Origin of the sequence: Pseudoalteromonas sp. H105 (genome assembly GCF_001469215.1) — a bacterium.
Classification (GTDB): domain Bacteria; phylum Pseudomonadota; class Gammaproteobacteria; order Enterobacterales; family Alteromonadaceae; genus Pseudoalteromonas.
The window spans coordinates 484,475-504,512 of record NZ_LOFH01000001.1; the positions used below are offsets into that span (position 1 = coordinate 484,475).

The following is a 20,038-nucleotide window of genomic DNA, read 5'->3' on the forward strand; positions in this document are numbered from 1 at the left end:
TAGTAAGACGTAATTTTTTATTCACATTGAAATGATTGTAAAGAATCTGAATTAAAATTTAAATCTAACACCTAATTGGGTATTTACACCTTCAACACCTCGTGCAACAAGTGGGCTAGTTAACGATAATGTATCTGGATTTTGAATTTCTTGGTCAAAAACATTACGAATAACAACAAAAAAATCAACATTTTCAAATCTTGCTGTGTAATTAGTATTTACAACAGAATACCCATTAATATCTTGTCGTTCCCCAATATATGAAATCTCCATTCCCAAGCTATGATTTTCCCAAAAATTAGCGTAAGCACCTGCACTTACTGTTAATTTTGGTGTTTTTATTGCTGCGGCGTCGTTTGTTTTTATTTCATTACCATCAAACTGATAAGCCAAGTTAACGAAAAGCTTACCTAAATCAGTCGCTTTTTGAAAATCGAGTTCTACACCTTTACGTTCAAAGCTTCTTTCGTTAAAGAAAGAAATCGCATTGAGGGATTCACTATACCTTTTTTGTATAAAGTCATCCGCCTTAAGATAATAAGCGTTTGCTACAAATAGCATACTAGCATTTGAGTAGGAATATGCTATATCGTATGTTTGTACAATCTCAGCTGTTAGGTTTTGGTTTCCTTCTAAATTACCAGGCAGACTAATACTCGTTTGTGTTGGATTTGGGGAGTTAAAGCCCGTAGAGTAAAGTGCTTTTAATGATTGATGCTCATCAAGTTGATAAACAATCGCTGCCCGAGGGGTTGTTTTTTTACCGCTAAATTCATTGTCAGTGAAACGCGCACCGATAAGAAATCGCCAATTTTGATAGTTATAGTCTAACTGTGTATAGGCGGAGAATTCATCTGTTTTACCTTTATCCATTAAATTAACTAGTGGATCCTTTTGCGAATCAAAAGCGTATATTCGATATGAGTCTCTTGAGCGAGTTTCATTTTCAATACCTGCGACAAAGTCAAAAGATTCATTAAAGTTATATGCCCAACTTCCACCATACCTTAAGCGGAAATCATCTTTACCCCCGTTGTCTTTTTTTGCGATGGCATCTACGCCTGGTCCAAACAAGTTGTTAAGGCGAATACTTAATGTATAAAAATTATAATCAATAAAAGTAGCAAACCTACTTTGATCTAATTGCCAACTATTTTCTATATGAACGAGATACCCTTCTGTTTTTAGCGTTAGTGGTTGTAATGTATTTTCATCAGTATATGAATCATTCATACCAATTGTTTTGTCAGAAAAAGCATGAAGTTGAACGACTAAATTCTTGTTAATATACCGTACCAGCGCGGATTGTTTAGTTAACTCTCTTTGTACATCGTCTGTAATTTCGCCTACATCAGGAAAATTCAGGTGATAAGTTGAGTGATACCCATCTTCATTTCTTGTTTCAACAGCAGCATATATGCTTTGTGTGTCAGAAATTTCTTTGATTGCATATCCGCTCGCCTCAAGCATCCCATGTGAGCCAGCTTTAATAGATGCAGTATTAGTTTCACTTTGCTTCTTAGTAACAACATTAAAAACACCACCTGATGCTTGGGAACCAAAAAACACGGCGCCAGGGCCTCTAATTACTTCAACATGTGATATTGCTTCCCAGGGAACACCTTCCATTGGAATGCTAGAGTGAGAGGGTTGGTGATAAGGCACACCATCTAATAGAAAAAGTACTTTTTGATTAAATGCTTCGTCAATACCTCGTATTTGTACTGAGGCCCAACCACCTAAAGAGTCTTGCACAATTACACCTGGAATAAAGTTAAACATTTCTCGCAGCGTCGTTATGCCCATTTTCTCTAAATCGAGACGGTTGTATCTAGAAATAATTGCAGGTGCATCCGTTAACTTTTCTAGCTTCGAAGAAGCAACAGTTATATTGATTTCAAGTAGTTCTTCAATTGATAAATCGAATATAAGTTCTTGTTCATCGCACACTGCATGTTGGGGAAGAATCCAAAGACTAGTCACAAGCAACGAAATATAAGTACCAGTTTTATTCATTTTTAGATCCAATAGGTCACTAGACACTTTGAGGTATTTATATTTTTCAGTGATGGCTAATTACAAACGAGTAGACATTTTTATCGCCATATACACTAAAACTAGCTATTACACTTTGCTGTTATCTATTGAGTGTATACGCAATCTTTACAATTGCTATATTCAAAAAATAAATATTCATCGTTTTCTTTTGTATAACATACAAGCAAAGCCGTTTTATAAGATGGAATTAGTCGTATTATGAATGCTGTCTTTGATGATTTAGTACACCAATAATTCATAGAAAAAACACCGTTTATAGTTTAAACTCCCGCCAATTAAATTTCTTGATTTCCCCTTGGAGGGTAGCGCTATTATTAGTACAGCTAACATCACCATGCAATTTGGTGCTAAACCATTATTTGAAAACATTTCTGCGAAGTTTGGCGAGGGAAACCGTTATGGTTTAATTGGTGCAAATGGTTGTGGTAAATCTACTTTTATGAAGATCTTAAGTGGTGAACTTGAACCTTCTTCTGGTAACGTTAGTACTGATCCCAATGAGCGTGTAGCAAAACTAAATCAAGACCAATTTGCCTATGAAGAGTATTCGGTAATAGATACTGTAATAATGGGTCATAAAGAATTGTGGGAAATCAAACAAGAACGTGACCGAATTTACAGCTTACCAGAAATGAGCGAAGAAGATGGCATGAAAGTGGCTGATCTTGAAACCGAATTTGCTGAAATGGACGGTTATTCAGCAGAATCTAAAGCAGGTGAATTATTAATGGGTGTAGGTATTGATACTGCACAGCATTATGGCCCTATGTCAGAAATTGCACCGGGTTTTAAACTTCGAGTTTTGCTTGCCCAAGTCTTGTTTTCAGACCCTGATATCATGCTTCTTGATGAGCCAACCAATAACTTGGATATTTATACAATCAAATGGCTTGAAGATGTATTAAACCAACGAGATTGTACCATGATTATCATTTCCCATGACCGTCATTTCTTAAATTCTGTGTGTACACACATGGCTGATATAGACTACGGTGAATTACGTATTTATCCAGGTAACTATGATGAATACATGTTTGCCGCAGAGCAAGCCCGTGAGCGTCTATTAAGTGAAAACGCGAAGAAGAAAAGCCAAATTGCTGAGCTACAACAATTTGTATCACGCTTTTCTGCTAATGCCTCTAAGGCAAAGCAAGCGACATCACGTGCTAAACGAATTGATAAAATACAACTTGATGAAGTTAAAGCGTCTTCTCGTCAATCACCGTTTATTCGCTTTGAACAAGAAAAGCAATTATTCCGTAACGCGCTTGAACTTAACAATTTAGGCCAAGGGTTTGAAGACATGTTGTTCACTGGCCTTGAAGGACTTGTTGAAGTGGGTGAACGTATTGCCATTATTGGTGAAAACGGTGTTGGTAAAACGACATTACTAAATACACTTGCAAGTAGGCTAGCTCCTAAACAAGGTGAATTTAAATGGTCTGAAAACGCGAATATTGGTTATTATGCTCAAGACCATGCTGATGAATTCGAACAAGACATGAACTTATTTCAGTGGATGGAGCAATGGCAACAAGAAGGTGATGATGAGCAGGTTGTTCGCAGCTTTTTAGGGCGCATGTTGTTCTCACAAAATGATATTAAAAAATCAGTTAAAGTGATATCAGGTGGTGAACAAGGCCGTATGTTATTTGGTAAGATTATGATGCATAAGCCAAATATATTGCTAATGGATGAACCGACCAACCACATGGATATGGAATCTATTGAAGCACTTAACTTAGCACTTGAGGCTTACGAAGGTACGTTGTTGTTTGTATCGCATGACCGTCAATTTGTATCTTCACTTGCTACGCGTATTTGGGAAGTAAAAGACGCTAAGATTATTGATTTTAGAGGTACTTATTCAGAGTACCTAGCAAGTAAAGAAGCGTAAAAGCGCGTTTTTATAAATATTTTAAAGCCATGCATGCCATGGCTTTTTTATTGGCTGTTTTTCGCGATTTTATCTTTAATACGTGTATAATGGCCGCCTTCAAATAAGGACAAAAGTCCGCTATTGGTTCGAAATTAGTTTACTGAGGAGTATTTATGACTGTTGGCATTATTATGGGTTCCAAATCAGATTGGCCAACTATGGAACACGCAGCAATTATGCTTGATAAATTTGGCATTGCGTACGAAACCAAAGTTGTTTCAGCACACAGAACTCCTCAATTACTTGCTGATTATGCAAGTTCGGCAAGCGACCGTGGTATTAAAGTAATTATAGCGGGTGCAGGTGGTGCTGCGCATTTACCAGGTATGGCGGCTGCTTTTACATCATTACCAGTATTGGGTGTGCCTGTTAAATCAAAAACACTCAATGGTGTTGATTCTTTGCTTTCAATTTGCCAAATGCCAAAAGGTGTTGCGGTAGGTACTTTAGCAATTGGTGATGCCGGTGCTGCTAATGCCGGTTTACTAGCAGCGCAAATTTTAGGCTGCCAACAACCTGAAATCTTCGCAAAGGTTGAAGCTTTCCGTAAAGAACAAACTGAGACTATTTTAGCTAACCCTAATCCAGCAGAGTAAGATGAATATATTAATATTAGGTGCCGGTCAATTAGCTCGCATGATGAGTTTAGCGGGCGCGCCGCTAAATCTAAATGTTGTTGCTTATGATGTAGGCAGCAAAAAAATTGTGCACCCTTTAACTAATGAAGTTTACGATACAACGTTAGATCAAGCGATAGCGCAGGTTGATGCCATAACTGCAGAGTTTGAACATATTCCTGACGATGTACTTACATTATGCTGTGCCAGTAATAAGTTTTACCCAGGTAAATCGGCCATTAAAACTGGCGGCGACCGTGCTATAGAAAAAGCATTGCTTAGTAAAACAGATGTAGCGTGTGCGCCGTATAAGCTGATTACAGAAAAAGCTCACCTCGTAGACGCTGTATCAATGCTTGGTAAGCCATTGGTCATTAAAACATGCCAAGCAGGTTATGATGGTAAAGGGCAATGGCGCTTAAAGTCAGATGATCAAATAGACCAAATCTGGTCTGAAATGGCTGATTTTATAGCATCAGGTACTGAGCAAGCACCGCATACAATTATTGCTGAAAAAATGATCCCATTTGATCGCGAAGTATCTATTATTGGTGCACGTGATAAAGCCGGTAAAACTGCTATTTATCCGCTAACTGAAAACCAACACACTAATGGTGTGCTTACGCTTTCTATCGCTGGCAAAGAGAAGTCAACAATTCAACAGCAAGCTGAAGATGCATTTAACAAGATTGCGAATGAGCTTGATTACGTTGGTGTGCTTGCCATTGAGTTTTTTGATGTTAGTGGCCAGTTGTTAGTTAATGAATTAGCGCCTCGCGTACATAATTCGGGTCACTGGACTCAGCAAGGGACGCACTGTTCACAGTTTGAGAACCACATGCGTGCTGTTGCAGGATTGCCTCTGGGCAACACAGAGCTTAAGCAAGTGAGCGCGATGATTAATGTACTTGGCCAATCAAGTATTCCAGCATCTGTTTTGAGTATTGCTGATGTTACAAGCCATTGGTACGGTAAAACAGCTAAACCAGGACGTAAAATGGGCCATATTAATGTCTCAGCATCTAGCTTGCATGAGCTAGGCGAACGTCTTGCTGAATTAGCCGATATTCTGCCTGAGGGTGACTACCCTGGTATTATTGAAACTAGTGCAGCACTGATTTTAAATTAATCTATTTAAGCCGAGTTTATCTCGGCTTTTTATACTATTTAGTTATTCTAAGCAACTCACATTTTATTTTTCAATAATTACAATTTAACCTCTTAAATTGCATTGTTTTTATCCTTTGTAAGTCTAATCGTGGGCAGACGACCGCATTTTCTTTTTTTAATGAAAACTTTATGTCATTCTTCAATGCAGTAGCACGAATAAATTAATTATTGCTGTATTTTGGAATAATATGCCCGTTAAAACTAATTTAATTAAACTTGCCTATATTATTTTATTAGGGCTATGTATCACACCCTTAATGGGACCAGGTGTTGCCTTAGTTGTAGGTGCTGCGTTTGCTATAATATTAGGCAACCCATACACGGAATTTTCGCAATCAGCGAGTAAATGGTTATTAAAAGCCGCTGTGATTGGACTTGGTTTTGCCGTAGATTTTAATCAAGTTATAGAAGTAGGGCGTAGCTCTTTAGTTTTAACCATTGTTAGTATTACAGCTATCATTGGTTTGGGTGAAATACTCACCCAAGTGTTTAAATTAAACCGTAATACAGGGGTGTTAATTTCATTTGGTACTGCCATTTGTGGTGGTAGTGCAATTGCTGCGATGGCACCGGTTATTAAAGCTAAAGATCACGAAGTTGCGGTCGCTTTGGGGGTGGTGTTTTTACTTAATGGTGTGGGCTTATTATTGTTCCCAACGATTGGTCATTATTTAAATTTAACCCAAGAGCAGTTTGGATTATGGGCAGCGTTAGCAATTCATGATACCAGTAGTGTAGTGGGTGCATCAGCCACATACGGCGCACTAGCATTAAGTATTGCTACTACCGTAAAACTAACACGAGCCATGTGGATCATCCCTTACACAACAATGGCAGGCGTGTTCTGGCGCTCTGAGGAAAAAGCCAGTATTCCATTATTTATAGTCGGCTTTTTAGCGGCTGCACTTATCAATACATATCTACCAGATTATTCATCGATTTGGTCTGCATTAAATAGTGTTGCCAAACAGGTATTAGTTGTGACCTTATTTTTAATTGGCAGTGGTTTGTCACTCTCTGTTTTAAGGCAGGCCGGCGTTAAACCTTTTATAATGGCCACGTTATTATGGATTATCGTGAGTGGGGTTATTTTGTTATTAATTTTAGATGGGTTTATTTAAATGAAACTTAATAGAGTTTTAATGGCGTTAGCGACGTCTTCAATACTAGTGGGCTACACAAATAATGTAGCCGCAGATCCAATACGCGTGGCAACTTTTAATGTGAGTATGGACGCAACAAATTACACGCCAAGGGGTGAACAAATTAACCCGGATGCGCTGGTCAATGCGTTAAAAAGTGATCATCAACAAATAAAAAATATTGCTGAAATTATACAGCGTATTAGACCCGATATTTTGCTATTAAATGAATTTGACTATGTTGATAAAGCACAAGGTATTGAGTATTTTAAAAAGCATTATTTACAAGTCAGCCAAAAGAAGCAGCCAGCGATTAATTACCCTTATACTTACATTGCCCCCGTCAACACCGGTTTAGCATCACCATTTGATTTTGATAACGATGGCAAGGCAGGTGGTGTTCAAGGGGATGCGTACGGCTTTGGCTTTTTCGAAGGGCATTATGGCATGGCCTTGCTCTCGCGTTACCCCATTGATTTTGATAAAGCGCGCACTCTTCAAACGTTTAAGTATAAAGATATGCCTAATGCTCAAATGCCGATAGACCCTAAAACGGGTGAAAATTGGTATAATGAACAAGAGTGGCAAAGTATGCGACTGAGTTCTAAATCATTTTGGGACTTACCCATTACGGTAAAAGGTAAAACTATTCATTTACTTGCGTCTCACCCAACTCCTCCTGTATTTGATGGTGATGAAGACCGTAATGGTAAACGAAATCATGATGAAATTAGGCTAGTAAAAGATTATGTTGATAACGCCGCTTACATTTATGACGATAAAGGTAATAATGGAGGCCTTAAACCTGACACCCGTTTTGTGATCCTGGGTGATTTAAATGCAGCACCAGAGGGGGATAAAAAGCGCCCACTCACAACAAATCAGTTACTGGATAATCCACTTATAAACAGTAGCTTTACGCCGGTCAGTAAAGGCGCTGCGAGTCGTTTTTCTGAAAGTTATGCAGCGTCATATACTGCGTATTGGGCTGCAAGGGCAGACTATGTGCTCCCTTCAGAGTATGGCTTAAGTGTTGAAGGCGGAGGTGTGTTTTGGCCAGCTGAGAACAATGAATTATACCGTTTAATTAAGGACCGCAATGCATCTTCGGATCACCGCATGGTCTGGTTAGATCTTATTGTAAAATAGAGGCTGAAATTAAAAACGTTTAATCTAGCTGTAAAGTTTGTCTGTTTATCTTAAAAAATTGCAATCATAAGGGAGGTTCTGCTTAAATTAAGCCAATTATAATAATCTTCAAGAAGCACTATGATTGTAAAAACAGCAAATAAAACGTTAATCGCGTTGGCAATCGCATCAAGCTTTATGCTTAGCGGTTGTCAAACGACTGCCTCTACACCATCAGTACAAGCCTCTAAATCTACTGTACCAAGTGTTGTAGCAACACCAAGCGACACAGGGACAAGCCAAATAACATTAGAGCAAGCTATGGCGCATCCTGATTGGTTAGGCCGCCAGCCAGAGCGTGCTTTTTGGGCCGCAGATTCAAAAAATATTGTGTATGCACAAAAACAACAAGGCAATACGCTACGCGATTTGTACACGCAAGCGATTAACGCTCAACAAGCTAGTCAAGTTGCGCTTTCGCAATTACACTCATTAGGCGCTAAAAATGCAGTGTATTCTGCTGACAAATCACTGCAAAGCTATGTATTTGAAGGTAATATCTTCGTCAAAAATGTTCAATCAGGTAACATTACACAGATCACACACGATAGTGCGAGGCAATCTAAGCCTCAGTTTTTAACTGACGGGTCACTTGCATTTCGCCAAGCAAATGCTTTTTTTAAGGTTGACTTAAGCACAGGTAAACGCGTTGAACTTGTAAACCTTCACCTTGCTGATAAACCTTCAGGCGTTAAAGAGCCAAGTAGTTACATTGCCAAAGAGCAACATAAACTGATTGACTACATAGCGCTAACGCATAAAAACAAACTTGATAAACAAGCACGTAAAGAGCAGTTGAATGAGCAAAATGCCAGTATTGCTAATTCACAGTTTTACTTAGGCAAAGGTAATCGCATTGCCGATGTGCAGTTGTCACCCAATGGACAAGCACTGATTGCCGTTGTGACTGAAGACCGCCCGTGGCGTGAAGACACAGACATCATGCCTAATTACATTACAGATAACGCGGGTGTAAAATCAGAAAAAGTGCGCCGCAGAGTTGCTGATTCAAAACCGCAAACATCTGAAGTGATATATATTGATTTAGTAGCGCAAACTCAAAACACGCTAGCTTTTGATACGTTACCAGGCTTTGATGAAGATGTACTTGCCGCTGTAAAAAAAGAAAACCACGCGCGTGATGGTAAAACGTACGAGTCGAAAAAAGAACCTCGTGCAATTAATCTAATGATGGATTGGGGCTGGTCGCAAAGTGCTATTAGATGGAATCACGATGGTTCTCAAGTTGCCCTGATGCTTGAAGCATGGGATAACAAAGACCGCTGGATTGCATCGGTTGATTTTAAAAGCAATGCACTTGTCTCTCAGCACCGCTTACATGATGATGCATGGGTTAACTATACCTATAATGATTTTGGCTGGCTGAATAACTCAAATACGCTTTATTATCTATCAGAAGAGTCTGGCTACAGCCACATTTATAAAAAATCATTAAACGGTAAAGCAACCCAACTTACGAAAGGTCAGTTTGTTGTATCTAACTTAACACTTACTGCTGATAATAGTGCTATTTACTATAAAGCGAACGTTGAGCATCCAGGTCTTTATGAAATCTATCGTGTTGATCCGCAAACAGCGCAATCTGAGCAGATCACTGACTTAGATGGCATGACTGATTATCAACTTAGTCCAGATGAATCAAAGCTATTATTAACTCACTCTAAGATTATGGCGCCACCGGAATTGTTTGTCGCGGATACCACTGCTAATGCAAAAGCAACACAATTGACCGATACAGTTTCTGATGAATTTTTAGCAAAACAATTAATTGCACCTAAGATTGTTGCGGTTCCTTCAAGCCACACTGAGCAACCAATTTACGCTAAAGTATATTATCCTGCTGATTATGTTGAAGGCGAGAGCGGAAAAAATCGTAAAGCTGTTATCTTTAATCACGGCGCAGGGTATCTACAAAACTCTCATATGGGTTGGTCTGGATACTTCCGCGAGTTTATGTTCCATTCTCTTTTAGCTTCTGAAGGTTATGTCGTTATGGACATGGATTATCGCGCTTCTAAAGGCTATGGTCGTGACTGGCGTACAGCTATATATCGCCAAATGGGTACACCAGAGACACAAGATTTAGTAGATGGTGTTAGCTGGATGGCTAAGAATGCCAATGTAGATACTGGTGCTGTGGGCACTTATGGTGGCTCTTACGGCGGCTTTATGACATTTATGGCTCTATTTACCGAGCCTGATTTATTTCAATCAGGGGCTGCGCTTCGTCCTGTGACTGATTGGGCACATTATAACGCGCCATACACGTCTAATATCTTAAACCACCCAGATGTTGACCCTATTGCTTATGAAAGAAGCTCACCAATTTATTTTGCTGAAGGGTTAAAAAATCATTTATTGATCAACGCCCCGATGGTTGATGATAACGTGTTTTTCCAAGATTCAGTTCGTTTAGTACAGCGTCTTATTGAGCTTGAGAAAGAAAACTTTGAAACGGCGATTTTCCCAGTGGAACCACATGGCTTTGTTCAGCCTTCTAGCTGGTTAGATGAATACCGTCGTATTTATAAGTTGTTTAAAGAAACACTTTAGTTTCTTAATAAATAACGATAAGCGCCAAACTTAGTTTGGCGTTTTTTTTATGCATTTAATAATCAATGGGAGTGCTAAAACGAGACCACCAACCGCACCTATTAAATGGGCATCAATTGCTACTTTTGAAGCGATTAATTGGCCAACTTGTTCACTTGGGCCTGTGTATTGTTCGTGGATTATTTTCACCCAAATACCAATAAATAAAATACTCCCTGATTTCATTGAGACGCTGATGTCTTTGACAGCCCCCCACACAATAACGCCATGCAGCAGCGCGCTCAAGCCTGTGTATATATGTATATCAGGGCAAAATATATAAATACCTAAACCGCACCATATTGCGAGCAATAAAGTATGAATAGCATAACTTTTTGGTGTTGTGTGTTCTGCATGGAGTAACCAAATAAGCAAAATGCCCGCACAGTTCAAAGCTAAATGCGTCAAATTAGCATGGACATATTGGCTTGTTATTAACCGCCATACTTGACCTTGTTCTATTAACTCACGGTTAAACTCAAGTAATTCATTCAAATTTAACAGTGCGAGTAATGTGCTAAATGCCATCAAGCAAAGTGGAGGTAAGATAAAACGAAGTTGAAGGGGCAAATTGAACATTTAATTCTTATTTTTACAGCATTCTTTTGCATATTGTGCCCGTTTAATTTTAAGATGCCAATTATCTAAGTGTAATTAAGCTATTTTATGTTATTTAAGTTTTCAAAAGCAGCACTATTAGTCGCTACCGTTTTTATTCCTTCGTTAGCGGCTGAAAGTATCACACCGCGCGAAACACGTGAGCCAGAGGCGGCGACTGGGCAACAAATAAAGCAGCAAGTCTTAGGCAATAACTTTATGGTGGCAGCTGCTAATCCTTACGCAGTTGAAGCCGGTCAAAAGATATTAGCGCTTGGTGGCAGTGCAATTGATGCAGCGATTACTACACAGTTAGTTTTAACGCTCGTTGAACCGCAATCCTCAGGAATTGGTGGCGGTACATTTTTGATGTATTTTGATAATAAAACACAAACGCTAACAAGCTTTGATGGCCGCGAAACGGCACCACAGAATGCAGATGAGACACTGTTTTTAGATAAACATGGCAAAGCTGTTAAGTGGATTGAAGCCGTTGTAGGTGGGCGTTCAGTGGGTGTGCCTGGTGTGCTACATGCTTTTGCTAACGCACACAAACAATACGGGAAACTCCCTTGGGAAGTACTGTTTAAGCCAGCAATTGAAATAGCCGAACAAGGCTTTAAAGTTTCTCCAAGATTACATAAACTACTTGCCAAGCGTTTCAATCCGGGTGTTACTGAACTTGACGTTATACGCGATTACTTTTTTGTCGAAGGCGAGCCATTGGCTATTGGCACTATCAAAAAGAATCAACCTTTAGCCGATATTTATAAAGCCATTGCCGCTCATGGTATTGATGCTTTTTATAAAGGTGATAACGCTAAGCAAATGGTTGAAGCAGTTCAAACAAGCAAAATTGCACCAGGCACTTTGTCAGTAAACGATTTGAAAAAATATAAAAGTGTACAACGAGACGCTGTTTGTGCACCTTATCATGAGTACACCGTATGTTCGATGGCCCCACCTAGCAGCGGTGGTGTAGCAGTTATTCAAATTCTTGCTTTACTAGAGAGTAAACAATTAGCACAGTACGAGCCAAACTCAGAACGAGCCATTCATTATTTTACCCAAGCATCACGCTTGGCATTTGCCGATCGTAATGTGTACATGGGTGACCCTGATTTTACGTATATTCCTACTCAAGAACTCCTCGAAGCAGACTATATAAAACAACGTAGTGCACTCATTACTGAAAAAGATACACCTGCTGTAGCTGGAGAGCCTAAGGAAAAGTTAGCTTATGCACAGGATGATGCTTATGAATTACCCTCAACATCGCATGTGTCAATTGTAGACAGTGCTGGAAATGCAGTATCAATGACCAGCTCTATTGAAATGGCCTTTGGCTCCACTGTGATGGTGAATGGCTATATTCTAAATAATCAGCTAACGGACTTTGCACTTTCACCTTACAAAGATGGTAAATTATTAGCTAACAGAGTGGAAGCAGGAAAACGCCCACGCAGCTCTATGTCACCAGTTATGGTATTTAATAAAGATGGGAGCTTGCGTTTAGTTGTAGGGTCACCCGGTGGTAGCCGTATTATTAACTATGTTGCCCATGTACTTATTGGTGTTTTAGATTGGAATTTAAGCGCTCAAGAAGCCATTAACCTTGGCCGTGTAACGAACCGTAATCGTTACACTACAATTGAAAAAGGTATGCCGGTAGAAACACTCAAGGCATCGCTTACTAAGCGTGGACACACTGTTCACGTTAGAGACTTAAATTCAGGTTTACATGCAGTTGAACTAATAGATGGGGCTTTATATGGTGCAGCTGATCCACGCCGTGAAGGTATTGCCTTAGGGGATAAAGATATTGCAATTAAAGCATCTAATTCTGACGAATAATCCTTAATCGTATTCTTAAGATAATGTACAATAAACTATAAAGCGCGGTGATTCATTGCGCTTTCTTCTCATTATGAATGGTCTGACAAGGTTGAATCTCATTGCTTTTTTTTATTCATGCCTAATAATGACAGATCAAATTTAAAAGACATCGCTAAGCTTGGAATTATGACTACAAATACCGATCCAAATTATCTTTATATTCATCACTCAGGCCCGGGCCTGATCGAAACTCCTCTATTAAATAAAGGTAGTGCATTTACACAAAAAGAGCGGGAAAGTTTTAACCTTGCGGGTTTGTTACCGCCACGCTACGAAACAATTGAAGAGCAAGTTGAGCGTTGTTACCAGCAGTACTCAAGTTTTAGTGATAACCTGAATAAGCATATTTATTTACGCGCAATTCAAGATAATAATGAAACTTTGTATTATCGTTTAGTGCGTGATCACCTTGAAGAAATGCTACCAATTATTTATACCCCAACAGTAGGCGATGCTTGTGAAAAATTCTCAGACATCTATCGCAGTGCACGTGGGTTATTCATATCATATGAAGACCGTTATCAAATAGACGATATCCTTCGTAATGCAACAAAAGGTAAAGTTAAAGTTATTGTTGTTACTGATGGTGAACGTATTCTAGGCCTTGGCGACCAGGGTATTGGCGGCATGGGAATTCCGATTGGTAAGTTATCTCTTTACACTGCATGTGGTGGTATAAGCCCTGCTTATACATTACCTGTAATGCTAGATGTGGGTACAAATAATGAAAAGTTATTAAATGACCCAATGTACATGGGGGCACGTCACAAACGTATAGCCCAAGATGAATATGATGAATTCTTAGATCTATTTATTAAGGCTGTTAAACGTCGTTGGCCTAATGTGCTTTTACAATTTGAAGACTTTGCACAACCTAATGCGATGCCATTACTTAAACGCTATCGCAATGAAATTTGCAGCTTCAATGATGACATTCAAGGTACCGCTTCTATAACCGTGGGTTCTCTATTGGCTGCGTGCCGTGTTAAGGGTGAAAAACTATCGGATCAAAAAGTGGTATTTGTTGGTGCAGGCTCTGCAGGGTGCGGTATCGCCGAGCAAATCATTAGCCAAATGGTTTCTGAGGGAGTTTCGGATACACAAGCGAGAAGCCAAATTTTCATGGTTGACCGTTTTGGTCTATTAACACAAGGAATGCAAGGGCTTCGTGATTTCCAACAAGCTTTGGCTCAACAAACCGACGATTTAGCACAGTGGACATACAGCGGTGAATTTGCATCATTATTAGATGTAATGCACTGCGCTCAGCCTGATATTTTAATTGGTGTTTCTGGCCAACCGGGCTTATTTACCGAGCAAGTTATTCGCGCTATGCATAGTAATTGTGCACAGCCGATTATCTTTCCATTAAGTAATCCGTCTAAGCAAGTAGAAGCATTACCAGAGGACGTAATTAAATGGACTGATGGTAAAGCGCTTGTAGCGACAGGAAGTCCATTCTCACCGGTTGTTTACAACGGTGAAACGTTTCCAATCCCACAATGTAATAATAGTTATATTTTCCCAGGTATTGGTTTAGGTGTTATTGCTGCAAAGGCAACCAGAATTACTGATGCAATGCTGATGGTTTCAAGTGAAATATTAGCAGAGTCTTCACCGCGAGCTAACACAGGTGAGGGGAGCTTGTTACCCGCGCTGACTGAGATTGAAACCTTAAGTAAACGCATTGCGTTTGGGGTAGCAAAAAAAGCGATTGAAGAAGGTGTGGCACTTGAGATAACTGATGACATGTTATGGGCCGCAATTGATAAAAATTATTGGTTACCTAAATATCGTAATTATAAACGTGTAAGTAACTAAACTTTTCGTAATTATATTTTGAAAAACAGACTTCGGTCTGTTTTTTTTCGCTTGTTCATTTTCGATTAACCACGTACGGTATCTAATAGACGGAATTTAATTATTAAGGAATGTTATGCGTTATTTACCTTTACTTGCTGCGGCACTCACTTTTAATGTGTTTGCTGAAAGTACACCAAGTGCGCCGCATATTTATATTCAAGGTCAAGCAGAAATTACGACGGCTGCTGACACTGTCTTACTAAACGTTGGCATTGTTGAAGTTGAAAAAGACTTACTAGCTGCAAAAAATAAAGCCGACAAAACCATGGCTAAAGCAATTAAGCTTGCTAAAAATTCTGGCGCTTTAGATAAGAATATTAATGCTGGGCAAATAAATATTTACCGTGAAACCAAATATAATCGGCAAACAAATGCACAAGAGTTTGTTGGTTTTAGAGTATCGCGTAATATAACAATAAAGCTTAATTCAATTGATAAATACCCAACACTATTACAAAGCTTAGTTAATGAAGGTATTAACCAAATTAACAACACGCAATTTGTTTCAAGTAAATATGATGAATTACATCAACAAGCGCAAAAGTTAGCAATAAAAGATGCCCGCCAAGCAGCTAAAGAGTTTGCTAATGACTATGGTGTTGAGATTAAAGGTTTGTACAGTGCTTCAATGAGACCAATGGATACTAGTGTACAACCTTACGCAAGAGCTAAAATGGCTATGTTATCTGATAGTGAGTCAGGAGGCGTAGTTCCTGATTCATATCATGCAGGGGAAATTACAATTTCTGCATCAAGTTATGCAATTTATTTAATCGAAAATTAAAAGATATACCACGGCGAGAAATATGCTTTTCACCGTGGCTAAGTTCTATATCTTATCTGTAAACCTCTTTAATAGAATTTCACCTTTCTTTGGTGAAATTCTTTGTATTGATTTGAGCATATTTATTACTTCGGTTCTATCATATTGGTTAGACGTTTGTTCGTTTATGTCGTCAACTATTGCCGTTAAATAATTGAATAAATTAACTGTGGCTTGCTCATTTTCGTGCGCTGTAAACAAAATATTTTTGAACGCTTCAAGTATGTTAGTCATAACATAGGCGTCTGATTTTGCATAATTACGCAGCGGGGTAAAATTATCATGAAGTAGTTCTTCAAATGATGTCTCGTGTATATAAAGAAGCGGGTATTTATTTGCGTGTTTGAATGAGTAGTTTATATCGCTAATTTTTAACCTTTCAATTAATAAAATACTCAACATATCAATAGCTTTTACTGCGGTACCAGGATCGTTTATACCAGGGCTCATTGCTTTAACTGCAATCTCTGATATTTGGGTTAAACCGTAGCGATAATGATCGCTAATATATTCTTCGATATAAAAAATAAAGCAATTTAATAACTTTTCAACTAACTCTGGTTTGTCAGATAAATCACTGTCACACTTCAAGAAAGGGTAGCCTTTAACAGTGAAGTAGCCTTGATTAACAACAATGTAAATTTCAATTTTTTCTTGAGCAAGAATTTCACAGAGTTTTTCAGAATTAACCCCTTTAAAATAACCCTCAGTTGTACTTTCAATCGAGTGCCATGATTTAAACTCAGGAAACTCATTGATTGGATTCGCCTTCTGCCGTTCGATAACATCTGTGATCTCTTTTTTAGTATGCTTAAACAAATCATTTAGAACATTATCAACTTGAATAGCTTTTGAAATTGAATGTATAAAGTAAACAAATAGACCTAAAGATATTAAGCCAAAAATGAGTGAAATAAGCACACCTAAAGCGGGAATCGCAACATAATCCTCCATCTGCTTAATATTAATTAACATAATAATTGCGTAAATAATGCTACCAAGATAAAAACCAAGTACCAGTTGATGTGATTTTTTAGTAATAAGACCGGGTATTACACGCGGCGATAAATTAGCACTTGCGGTGTTTAAAACGACCATTACCATTGAAAAACTAAACACCGTTAGCGAGATAACACTGCCTGCAAGCGTGCTTAGAATAGTCCGTGCATTTTCTTCACTATCAACTAACAGCACGTTTATTTGATCTTTTAACTGAGAGATGGGTGACGTGTATTCAATTGATACTGTTATAGTCGCTAAAATGAGAAAACTCACTGATAAAACAGATGGGTAAAAGCCTATGCTATTAATCATTTCTCTATAATTGTTGGCAATTTTACGTGGTGCGAACATACACTTCCTTTTGACCTGTTTTATTAACAAGGTAACATAAAAAACTAGTTTATTGCTGGCTATTTAAAATGTGATCTTGTGATATCATAGAAAAAAATTCTTGGAATTAAATTGTGATTATCTCTTTTTACGCAGCTGTCTTAGCATTTATGTACATTCACCTTAGTATGAATGTTGTTAAAGTCCGAAAAGCGAATAAAATCTCTTTAGGAACAGATAACAACGAATCATTGATAAGGGCAACACGCGCCCATGGAAATTTTATTGAGTATGTACCTTTTGCACTTATTTTAATTTTTTTAGCTGAGTTTCAAGGGTTAGGTAGCCATTATTGTCATATTTTGGGCGGTTTATTAGTGTTTGGGCGAATTTGCCACAGTATTGCATTAACCGATGGGACTTTTAAATTACGTGTTGTAGGCATGCTGTCAACGTTTGCTGTACTGGCACTATCAGCATTTTTCTTATTGTTTAATCGGTTTTTCTAAAATGAAATTATGGCTGTTATGTAGTGTCTTAATTGTGTGCTTCACCTCAACAAAGGGTGTTGCTGATGAGACATCAGTGCAGCTAACAAAACGTCTAGATGTTTATTACCCAAAACCTGAACGCGAACACAAAGTAGATAGCTGGTATCCGTTAGTATTATTAAAATTTGCGTTAGAGCACAGTGAGTTTGAACATACATTACAAGAATCGGTGAATATGGTGCAAAGCCGCTCTCTAAAAGAGTTGGTTGAAGGTCAGCTTGTTAATGTAGTTTGGTCAATGACAAGCATTGAAAGAGAACAAGATTTACTGCCTATTAGAATACCGATTTATAAGGGGTTATATGGGCTTCGTTTATTATTTACTACGCAAGATAAGCTCGAAAAGTTTGCAAATATCAATGATGTAACGGCTCTATCTAAAATCGATTTTATCCAAGGCCATGATTGGCCTGATACAGCAATTTTAGTAGACAATGGTTTCGAAGTTTCAACATCAACGAGTTATGATGCGTTATTTAGCATGTTAAACAAAGGGCGAGGGGATGCGTTCCCGCGTTCTATTTTAGAAACTGAGTGGGAGCTTAAACAACTAGGTTCAAAAACAAACATCTCAGTGGTACCCAATATAGCGATTAAATACCCGGCAGCAATATATTATTTTGTGAACCCTAAACGTCCTGATATCCATAAAGCGATTTCATTGGGTTTACAACGAATGCATGAGAACGGTAAATTTGATGAACTTTTCAATCGTTATTTCACCGAAGCAATTCAAAAAGCAAAGCTAGAACAAAAAACCATTATTCCTATAACTAACAAACACATGTCAGAGTTAACACCGCTTAATAGTCGTGCATTGTGGTTTGAACCAGACTCAATCACTAATTCCAAAGAATAATATGAACATTAATCGCATTTTCATAATAGGCCTCCCCAGAACAGGCACAACCAGCGTGTGCCATACATTTTTAGAACTAGGATTCAACACCGCGCATACTGCATATACCAAGCAATGCATAAATGACGCTCAAGTCATTGCTGACACACCGGTTTTTAATGATTTTGTTGCTCTTGACAAACTGTATCCTAACTCAAAATTTATTTATTTAGCACGAGATTTTAGCTTGTGGGCCCCCTCTATTCGTCAACTATTACAAAGAATGTTTAATAATCTGACGCGAGAAGACGGAGGTTTTAACCCGCATATAAAGCGTTGTTACTCAGACACCTTTAAAAATTTAACGCTAGATAATATAGCCTGTGATAATTATCTGAAAGAACAGTATTTACATCATTTTGAGCAAGCTCACGGCTATTTTAAAAATAGAGAGCATGACTTCTTGTCTATCAATATTAGTCATAAATCAAGCTTTGAACAGCTGTGCGATTTTTTAAATTGCTCTGTACCTGAACACTTAAATGACTTTAAAAAGATGAATATGGGTGGAAAAGTAACTGCCTGGAACAATATTAAACATCCACATAAAGTAGCTTCAACAACGAATGGTAAAATAGATAAAGTTATTTATTAACTTTCGCCTATAGAAGATTTTATCAATTGATTACGGTAAAATTGAATGATTGATTCTTTAGTAAATTAAACCATGTTTGAATTAAAATACCACACTCCATTTTCTTGGACGGAGGCTGTTCTAGCCGACTTTGATACCTTTTTACAAGACCATGCGGCAGCTGAAAAAAAAGCGTCTGGTATGGCGATGTCTATGTTGTCACATTACCCTGATCGTCGAAAACTTGTTAAAGCAATGACTGATTTAGCACTTGAAGAAATGATTCACTTTAAACAAGTACTTAAGTTGCTGATAGATCGTGATGTGAATTTGGGGAACGATCAAAAAGATCCCTATGTTAAACAAATACGTGCAGTATTCAGAAATGGTCGTGATGAATTTTTAATGGACAGATTACTCGTAGGTGCAGTAATAGAGGCGAGGGGACATGAGCGATTTTCACTTGTGGCAGAAGCGTTACCTGCAGGTAAAGAGAAAGAGTTTTATGCGGCAATTGCAAAATCAGAAGAAAAACATAAAAACTTGTTTGTTGAATTAGCCTATGAATATTTTGACAAAAAAGAAGTCGACATACGACTTGAAGAAATATTAATTGCTGAAGCAGACATTTGTAAAGGGATACCATTCACAGCGGCTTTGCATTAATTTCCGAACTCCTATTATGTTAAATAGGCTGTAAAATTACTTTAACAGCCTAATTATATCTGCAGTTTATATTGCTGCCTAAGCTTTACCATTTAAAAACGCTTCAATCAT

The 20,038-nt window shown here is 38.2% G+C and carries 16 protein-coding genes; 13 read left to right on the forward strand and 3 right to left on the reverse strand.

Annotated features, from left to right (window positions below; translation table 11 throughout):
- Window positions 1-51: 51 nt before the first annotated feature.
- Complete coding sequence (locus tag ATS75_RS02135) at window positions 52-2,016, reverse strand: TonB-dependent receptor (protein ID WP_058558772.1); 1,965 nt, start codon at window positions 2,014-2,016, stop codon at window positions 52-54.
- Between the two features lie 352 nt (window positions 2,017-2,368).
- On the opposite strand from ATS75_RS02135, the gene ATS75_RS02140 reads away from it, so the two are divergent.
- The 6 genes from ATS75_RS02140 to ATS75_RS02165 all read left to right on the forward strand — a co-directional run bounded on the left by ATS75_RS02140 (window position 2,369) and on the right by ATS75_RS02165 (window position 10,688).
- Window positions 2,369-3,955 carry an ABC-F family ATPase gene (locus ATS75_RS02140; protein ID WP_082665388.1) on the forward strand — a complete coding sequence of 529 codons (1,587 nt, stop codon included), beginning with the start codon at window positions 2,369-2,371 and terminating at the stop codon, window positions 3,953-3,955.
- A gap of 155 nt (window positions 3,956-4,110) precedes the next feature.
- Window positions 4,111-4,593, forward strand: coding sequence for a 5-(carboxyamino)imidazole ribonucleotide mutase (purE, locus tag ATS75_RS02145; RefSeq protein WP_058558774.1), 483 nt, complete (start codon window positions 4,111-4,113; stop codon window positions 4,591-4,593).
- 1 nt (window position 4,594) lies between these two features.
- Entirely contained in the window at window positions 4,595-5,743 is a 1,149-nt protein-coding gene (locus tag ATS75_RS02150) for a 5-(carboxyamino)imidazole ribonucleotide synthase (RefSeq protein ID WP_058558775.1), read from the forward strand.
- A gap of 229 nt (window positions 5,744-5,972) precedes the next feature.
- Window positions 5,973-6,905: a YeiH family protein gene (locus ATS75_RS02155; RefSeq protein ID WP_058558776.1), complete on the forward strand. Its 933-nt coding sequence runs from the start codon at window positions 5,973-5,975 to the stop codon at window positions 6,903-6,905.
- The gene (locus ATS75_RS02160) at window positions 6,906-8,075 is read left to right on the forward strand and encodes an endonuclease/exonuclease/phosphatase family protein (protein WP_058558777.1); all 1,170 of its coding nucleotides are present in this window, start codon (window positions 6,906-6,908) and stop codon (window positions 8,073-8,075) included. It begins immediately after the preceding gene.
- A 120-nt stretch (window positions 8,076-8,195) separates the two neighbouring features.
- Complete coding sequence (locus tag ATS75_RS02165; RefSeq protein WP_058558778.1) at window positions 8,196-10,688, forward strand: prolyl oligopeptidase family serine peptidase; 2,493 nt, start codon at window positions 8,196-8,198, stop codon at window positions 10,686-10,688.
- A 30-nt stretch (window positions 10,689-10,718) separates the two neighbouring features.
- Here ATS75_RS02165 and rrtA read toward each other — a convergent pair whose 3' ends face one another.
- Window positions 10,719-11,306 (reverse strand): rhombosortase, encoded by a 588-nt coding sequence (gene rrtA, locus ATS75_RS02170; RefSeq protein WP_058558779.1) that lies wholly within the window; start codon window positions 11,304-11,306, stop codon window positions 10,719-10,721.
- Between the two features lie 87 nt (window positions 11,307-11,393).
- Between rrtA and ggt the strand changes: the two genes are divergently transcribed.
- The 3 genes from ggt (at window position 11,394) to ATS75_RS02185 (ending at window position 15,867) form a co-directional block, all read left to right on the forward strand.
- Entirely contained in the window at window positions 11,394-13,178 is a 1,785-nt protein-coding gene (gene ggt / locus ATS75_RS02175) for a gamma-glutamyltransferase (RefSeq protein WP_058558780.1), read from the forward strand.
- A gap of 168 nt (window positions 13,179-13,346) precedes the next feature.
- Window positions 13,347-15,041 carry an NAD-dependent malic enzyme gene (locus tag ATS75_RS02180; RefSeq protein ID WP_058559070.1) on the forward strand — a complete coding sequence of 565 codons (1,695 nt, stop codon included), beginning with the start codon at window positions 13,347-13,349 and terminating at the stop codon, window positions 15,039-15,041.
- A gap of 115 nt (window positions 15,042-15,156) precedes the next feature.
- Window positions 15,157-15,867 carry an SIMPL domain-containing protein gene (locus tag ATS75_RS02185; RefSeq protein WP_058558781.1) on the forward strand — a complete coding sequence of 237 codons (711 nt, stop codon included), beginning with the start codon at window positions 15,157-15,159 and terminating at the stop codon, window positions 15,865-15,867.
- 45 nt (window positions 15,868-15,912) lie between these two features.
- Here the strand turns inward: ATS75_RS02185 and ATS75_RS02190 are convergent, their stop codons facing one another.
- Complete coding sequence (locus ATS75_RS02190; protein WP_058558782.1) at window positions 15,913-17,259, reverse strand: DUF2254 domain-containing protein; 1,347 nt, start codon at window positions 17,257-17,259, stop codon at window positions 15,913-15,915.
- 113 nt (window positions 17,260-17,372) lie between these two features.
- Between ATS75_RS02190 and ATS75_RS02195 the strand changes: the two genes are divergently transcribed.
- The 4 genes from ATS75_RS02195 to ATS75_RS02210 all read left to right on the forward strand — a co-directional run bounded on the left by ATS75_RS02195 (window position 17,373) and on the right by ATS75_RS02210 (window position 19,927).
- Window positions 17,373-17,747, forward strand: coding sequence for an MAPEG family protein (locus ATS75_RS02195; protein WP_058558783.1), 375 nt, complete (start codon window positions 17,373-17,375; stop codon window positions 17,745-17,747).
- 1 nt (window position 17,748) lies between these two features.
- Window positions 17,749-18,648 (forward strand): transporter substrate-binding domain-containing protein, encoded by a 900-nt coding sequence (locus ATS75_RS02200; protein WP_058558784.1) that lies wholly within the window; start codon window positions 17,749-17,751, stop codon window positions 18,646-18,648.
- Window positions 18,649-18,655: 7 nt separating this feature from the next.
- Complete coding sequence (locus tag ATS75_RS02205) at window positions 18,656-19,282, forward strand: sulfotransferase (protein ID WP_201020944.1); 627 nt, start codon at window positions 18,656-18,658, stop codon at window positions 19,280-19,282.
- Window positions 19,283-19,354: 72 nt separating this feature from the next.
- Complete coding sequence (locus ATS75_RS02210; RefSeq protein WP_058558786.1) at window positions 19,355-19,927, forward strand: tRNA-(ms[2]io[6]A)-hydroxylase; 573 nt, start codon at window positions 19,355-19,357, stop codon at window positions 19,925-19,927.
- Window positions 19,928-20,038: the final 111 nt, after the last annotated feature.

Bases quoted from the DNA above. Each gene is read 5' to 3' on its own strand.
- ATS75_RS02160 (WP_058558777.1), top strand. From the start codon at position 6,906: ATGAAACTTAATAGAGTTTTAATGGCGTTAGCGACGTCTTCAATACTA.
- ggt (WP_058558780.1), top strand. From the start codon at position 11,394: ATGTTATTTAAGTTTTCAAAAGCAGCACTATTAGTCGCTACCGTTTTT.
- ATS75_RS02210 (WP_058558786.1), top strand. From the start codon at position 19,355: ATGTTTGAATTAAAATACCACACTCCATTTTCTTGGACGGAGGCTGTT.
- ATS75_RS02135 (WP_058558772.1), bottom strand. From the start codon at position 2,016: ATGAATAAAACTGGTACTTATATTTCGTTGCTTGTGACTAGTCTTTGG.
- ATS75_RS02180 (WP_058559070.1), top strand. From the start codon at position 13,347: ATGACTACAAATACCGATCCAAATTATCTTTATATTCATCACTCAGGC.
- rrtA (WP_058558779.1), bottom strand. From the start codon at position 11,306: ATGTTCAATTTGCCCCTTCAACTTCGTTTTATCTTACCTCCACTTTGC.
- ATS75_RS02190 (WP_058558782.1), bottom strand. From the start codon at position 17,259: ATGTTCGCACCACGTAAAATTGCCAACAATTATAGAGAAATGATTAAT.
- ATS75_RS02185 (WP_058558781.1), top strand. From the start codon at position 15,157: ATGCGTTATTTACCTTTACTTGCTGCGGCACTCACTTTTAATGTGTTT.
- purE (WP_058558774.1), top strand. From the start codon at position 4,111: ATGACTGTTGGCATTATTATGGGTTCCAAATCAGATTGGCCAACTATG.
- ATS75_RS02200 (WP_058558784.1), top strand. From the start codon at position 17,749: ATGAAATTATGGCTGTTATGTAGTGTCTTAATTGTGTGCTTCACCTCA.
- ATS75_RS02155 (WP_058558776.1), top strand. From the start codon at position 5,973: ATGCCCGTTAAAACTAATTTAATTAAACTTGCCTATATTATTTTATTA.
- ATS75_RS02150 (WP_058558775.1), top strand. From the start codon at position 4,595: ATGAATATATTAATATTAGGTGCCGGTCAATTAGCTCGCATGATGAGT.
- ATS75_RS02165 (WP_058558778.1), top strand. From the start codon at position 8,196: ATGATTGTAAAAACAGCAAATAAAACGTTAATCGCGTTGGCAATCGCA.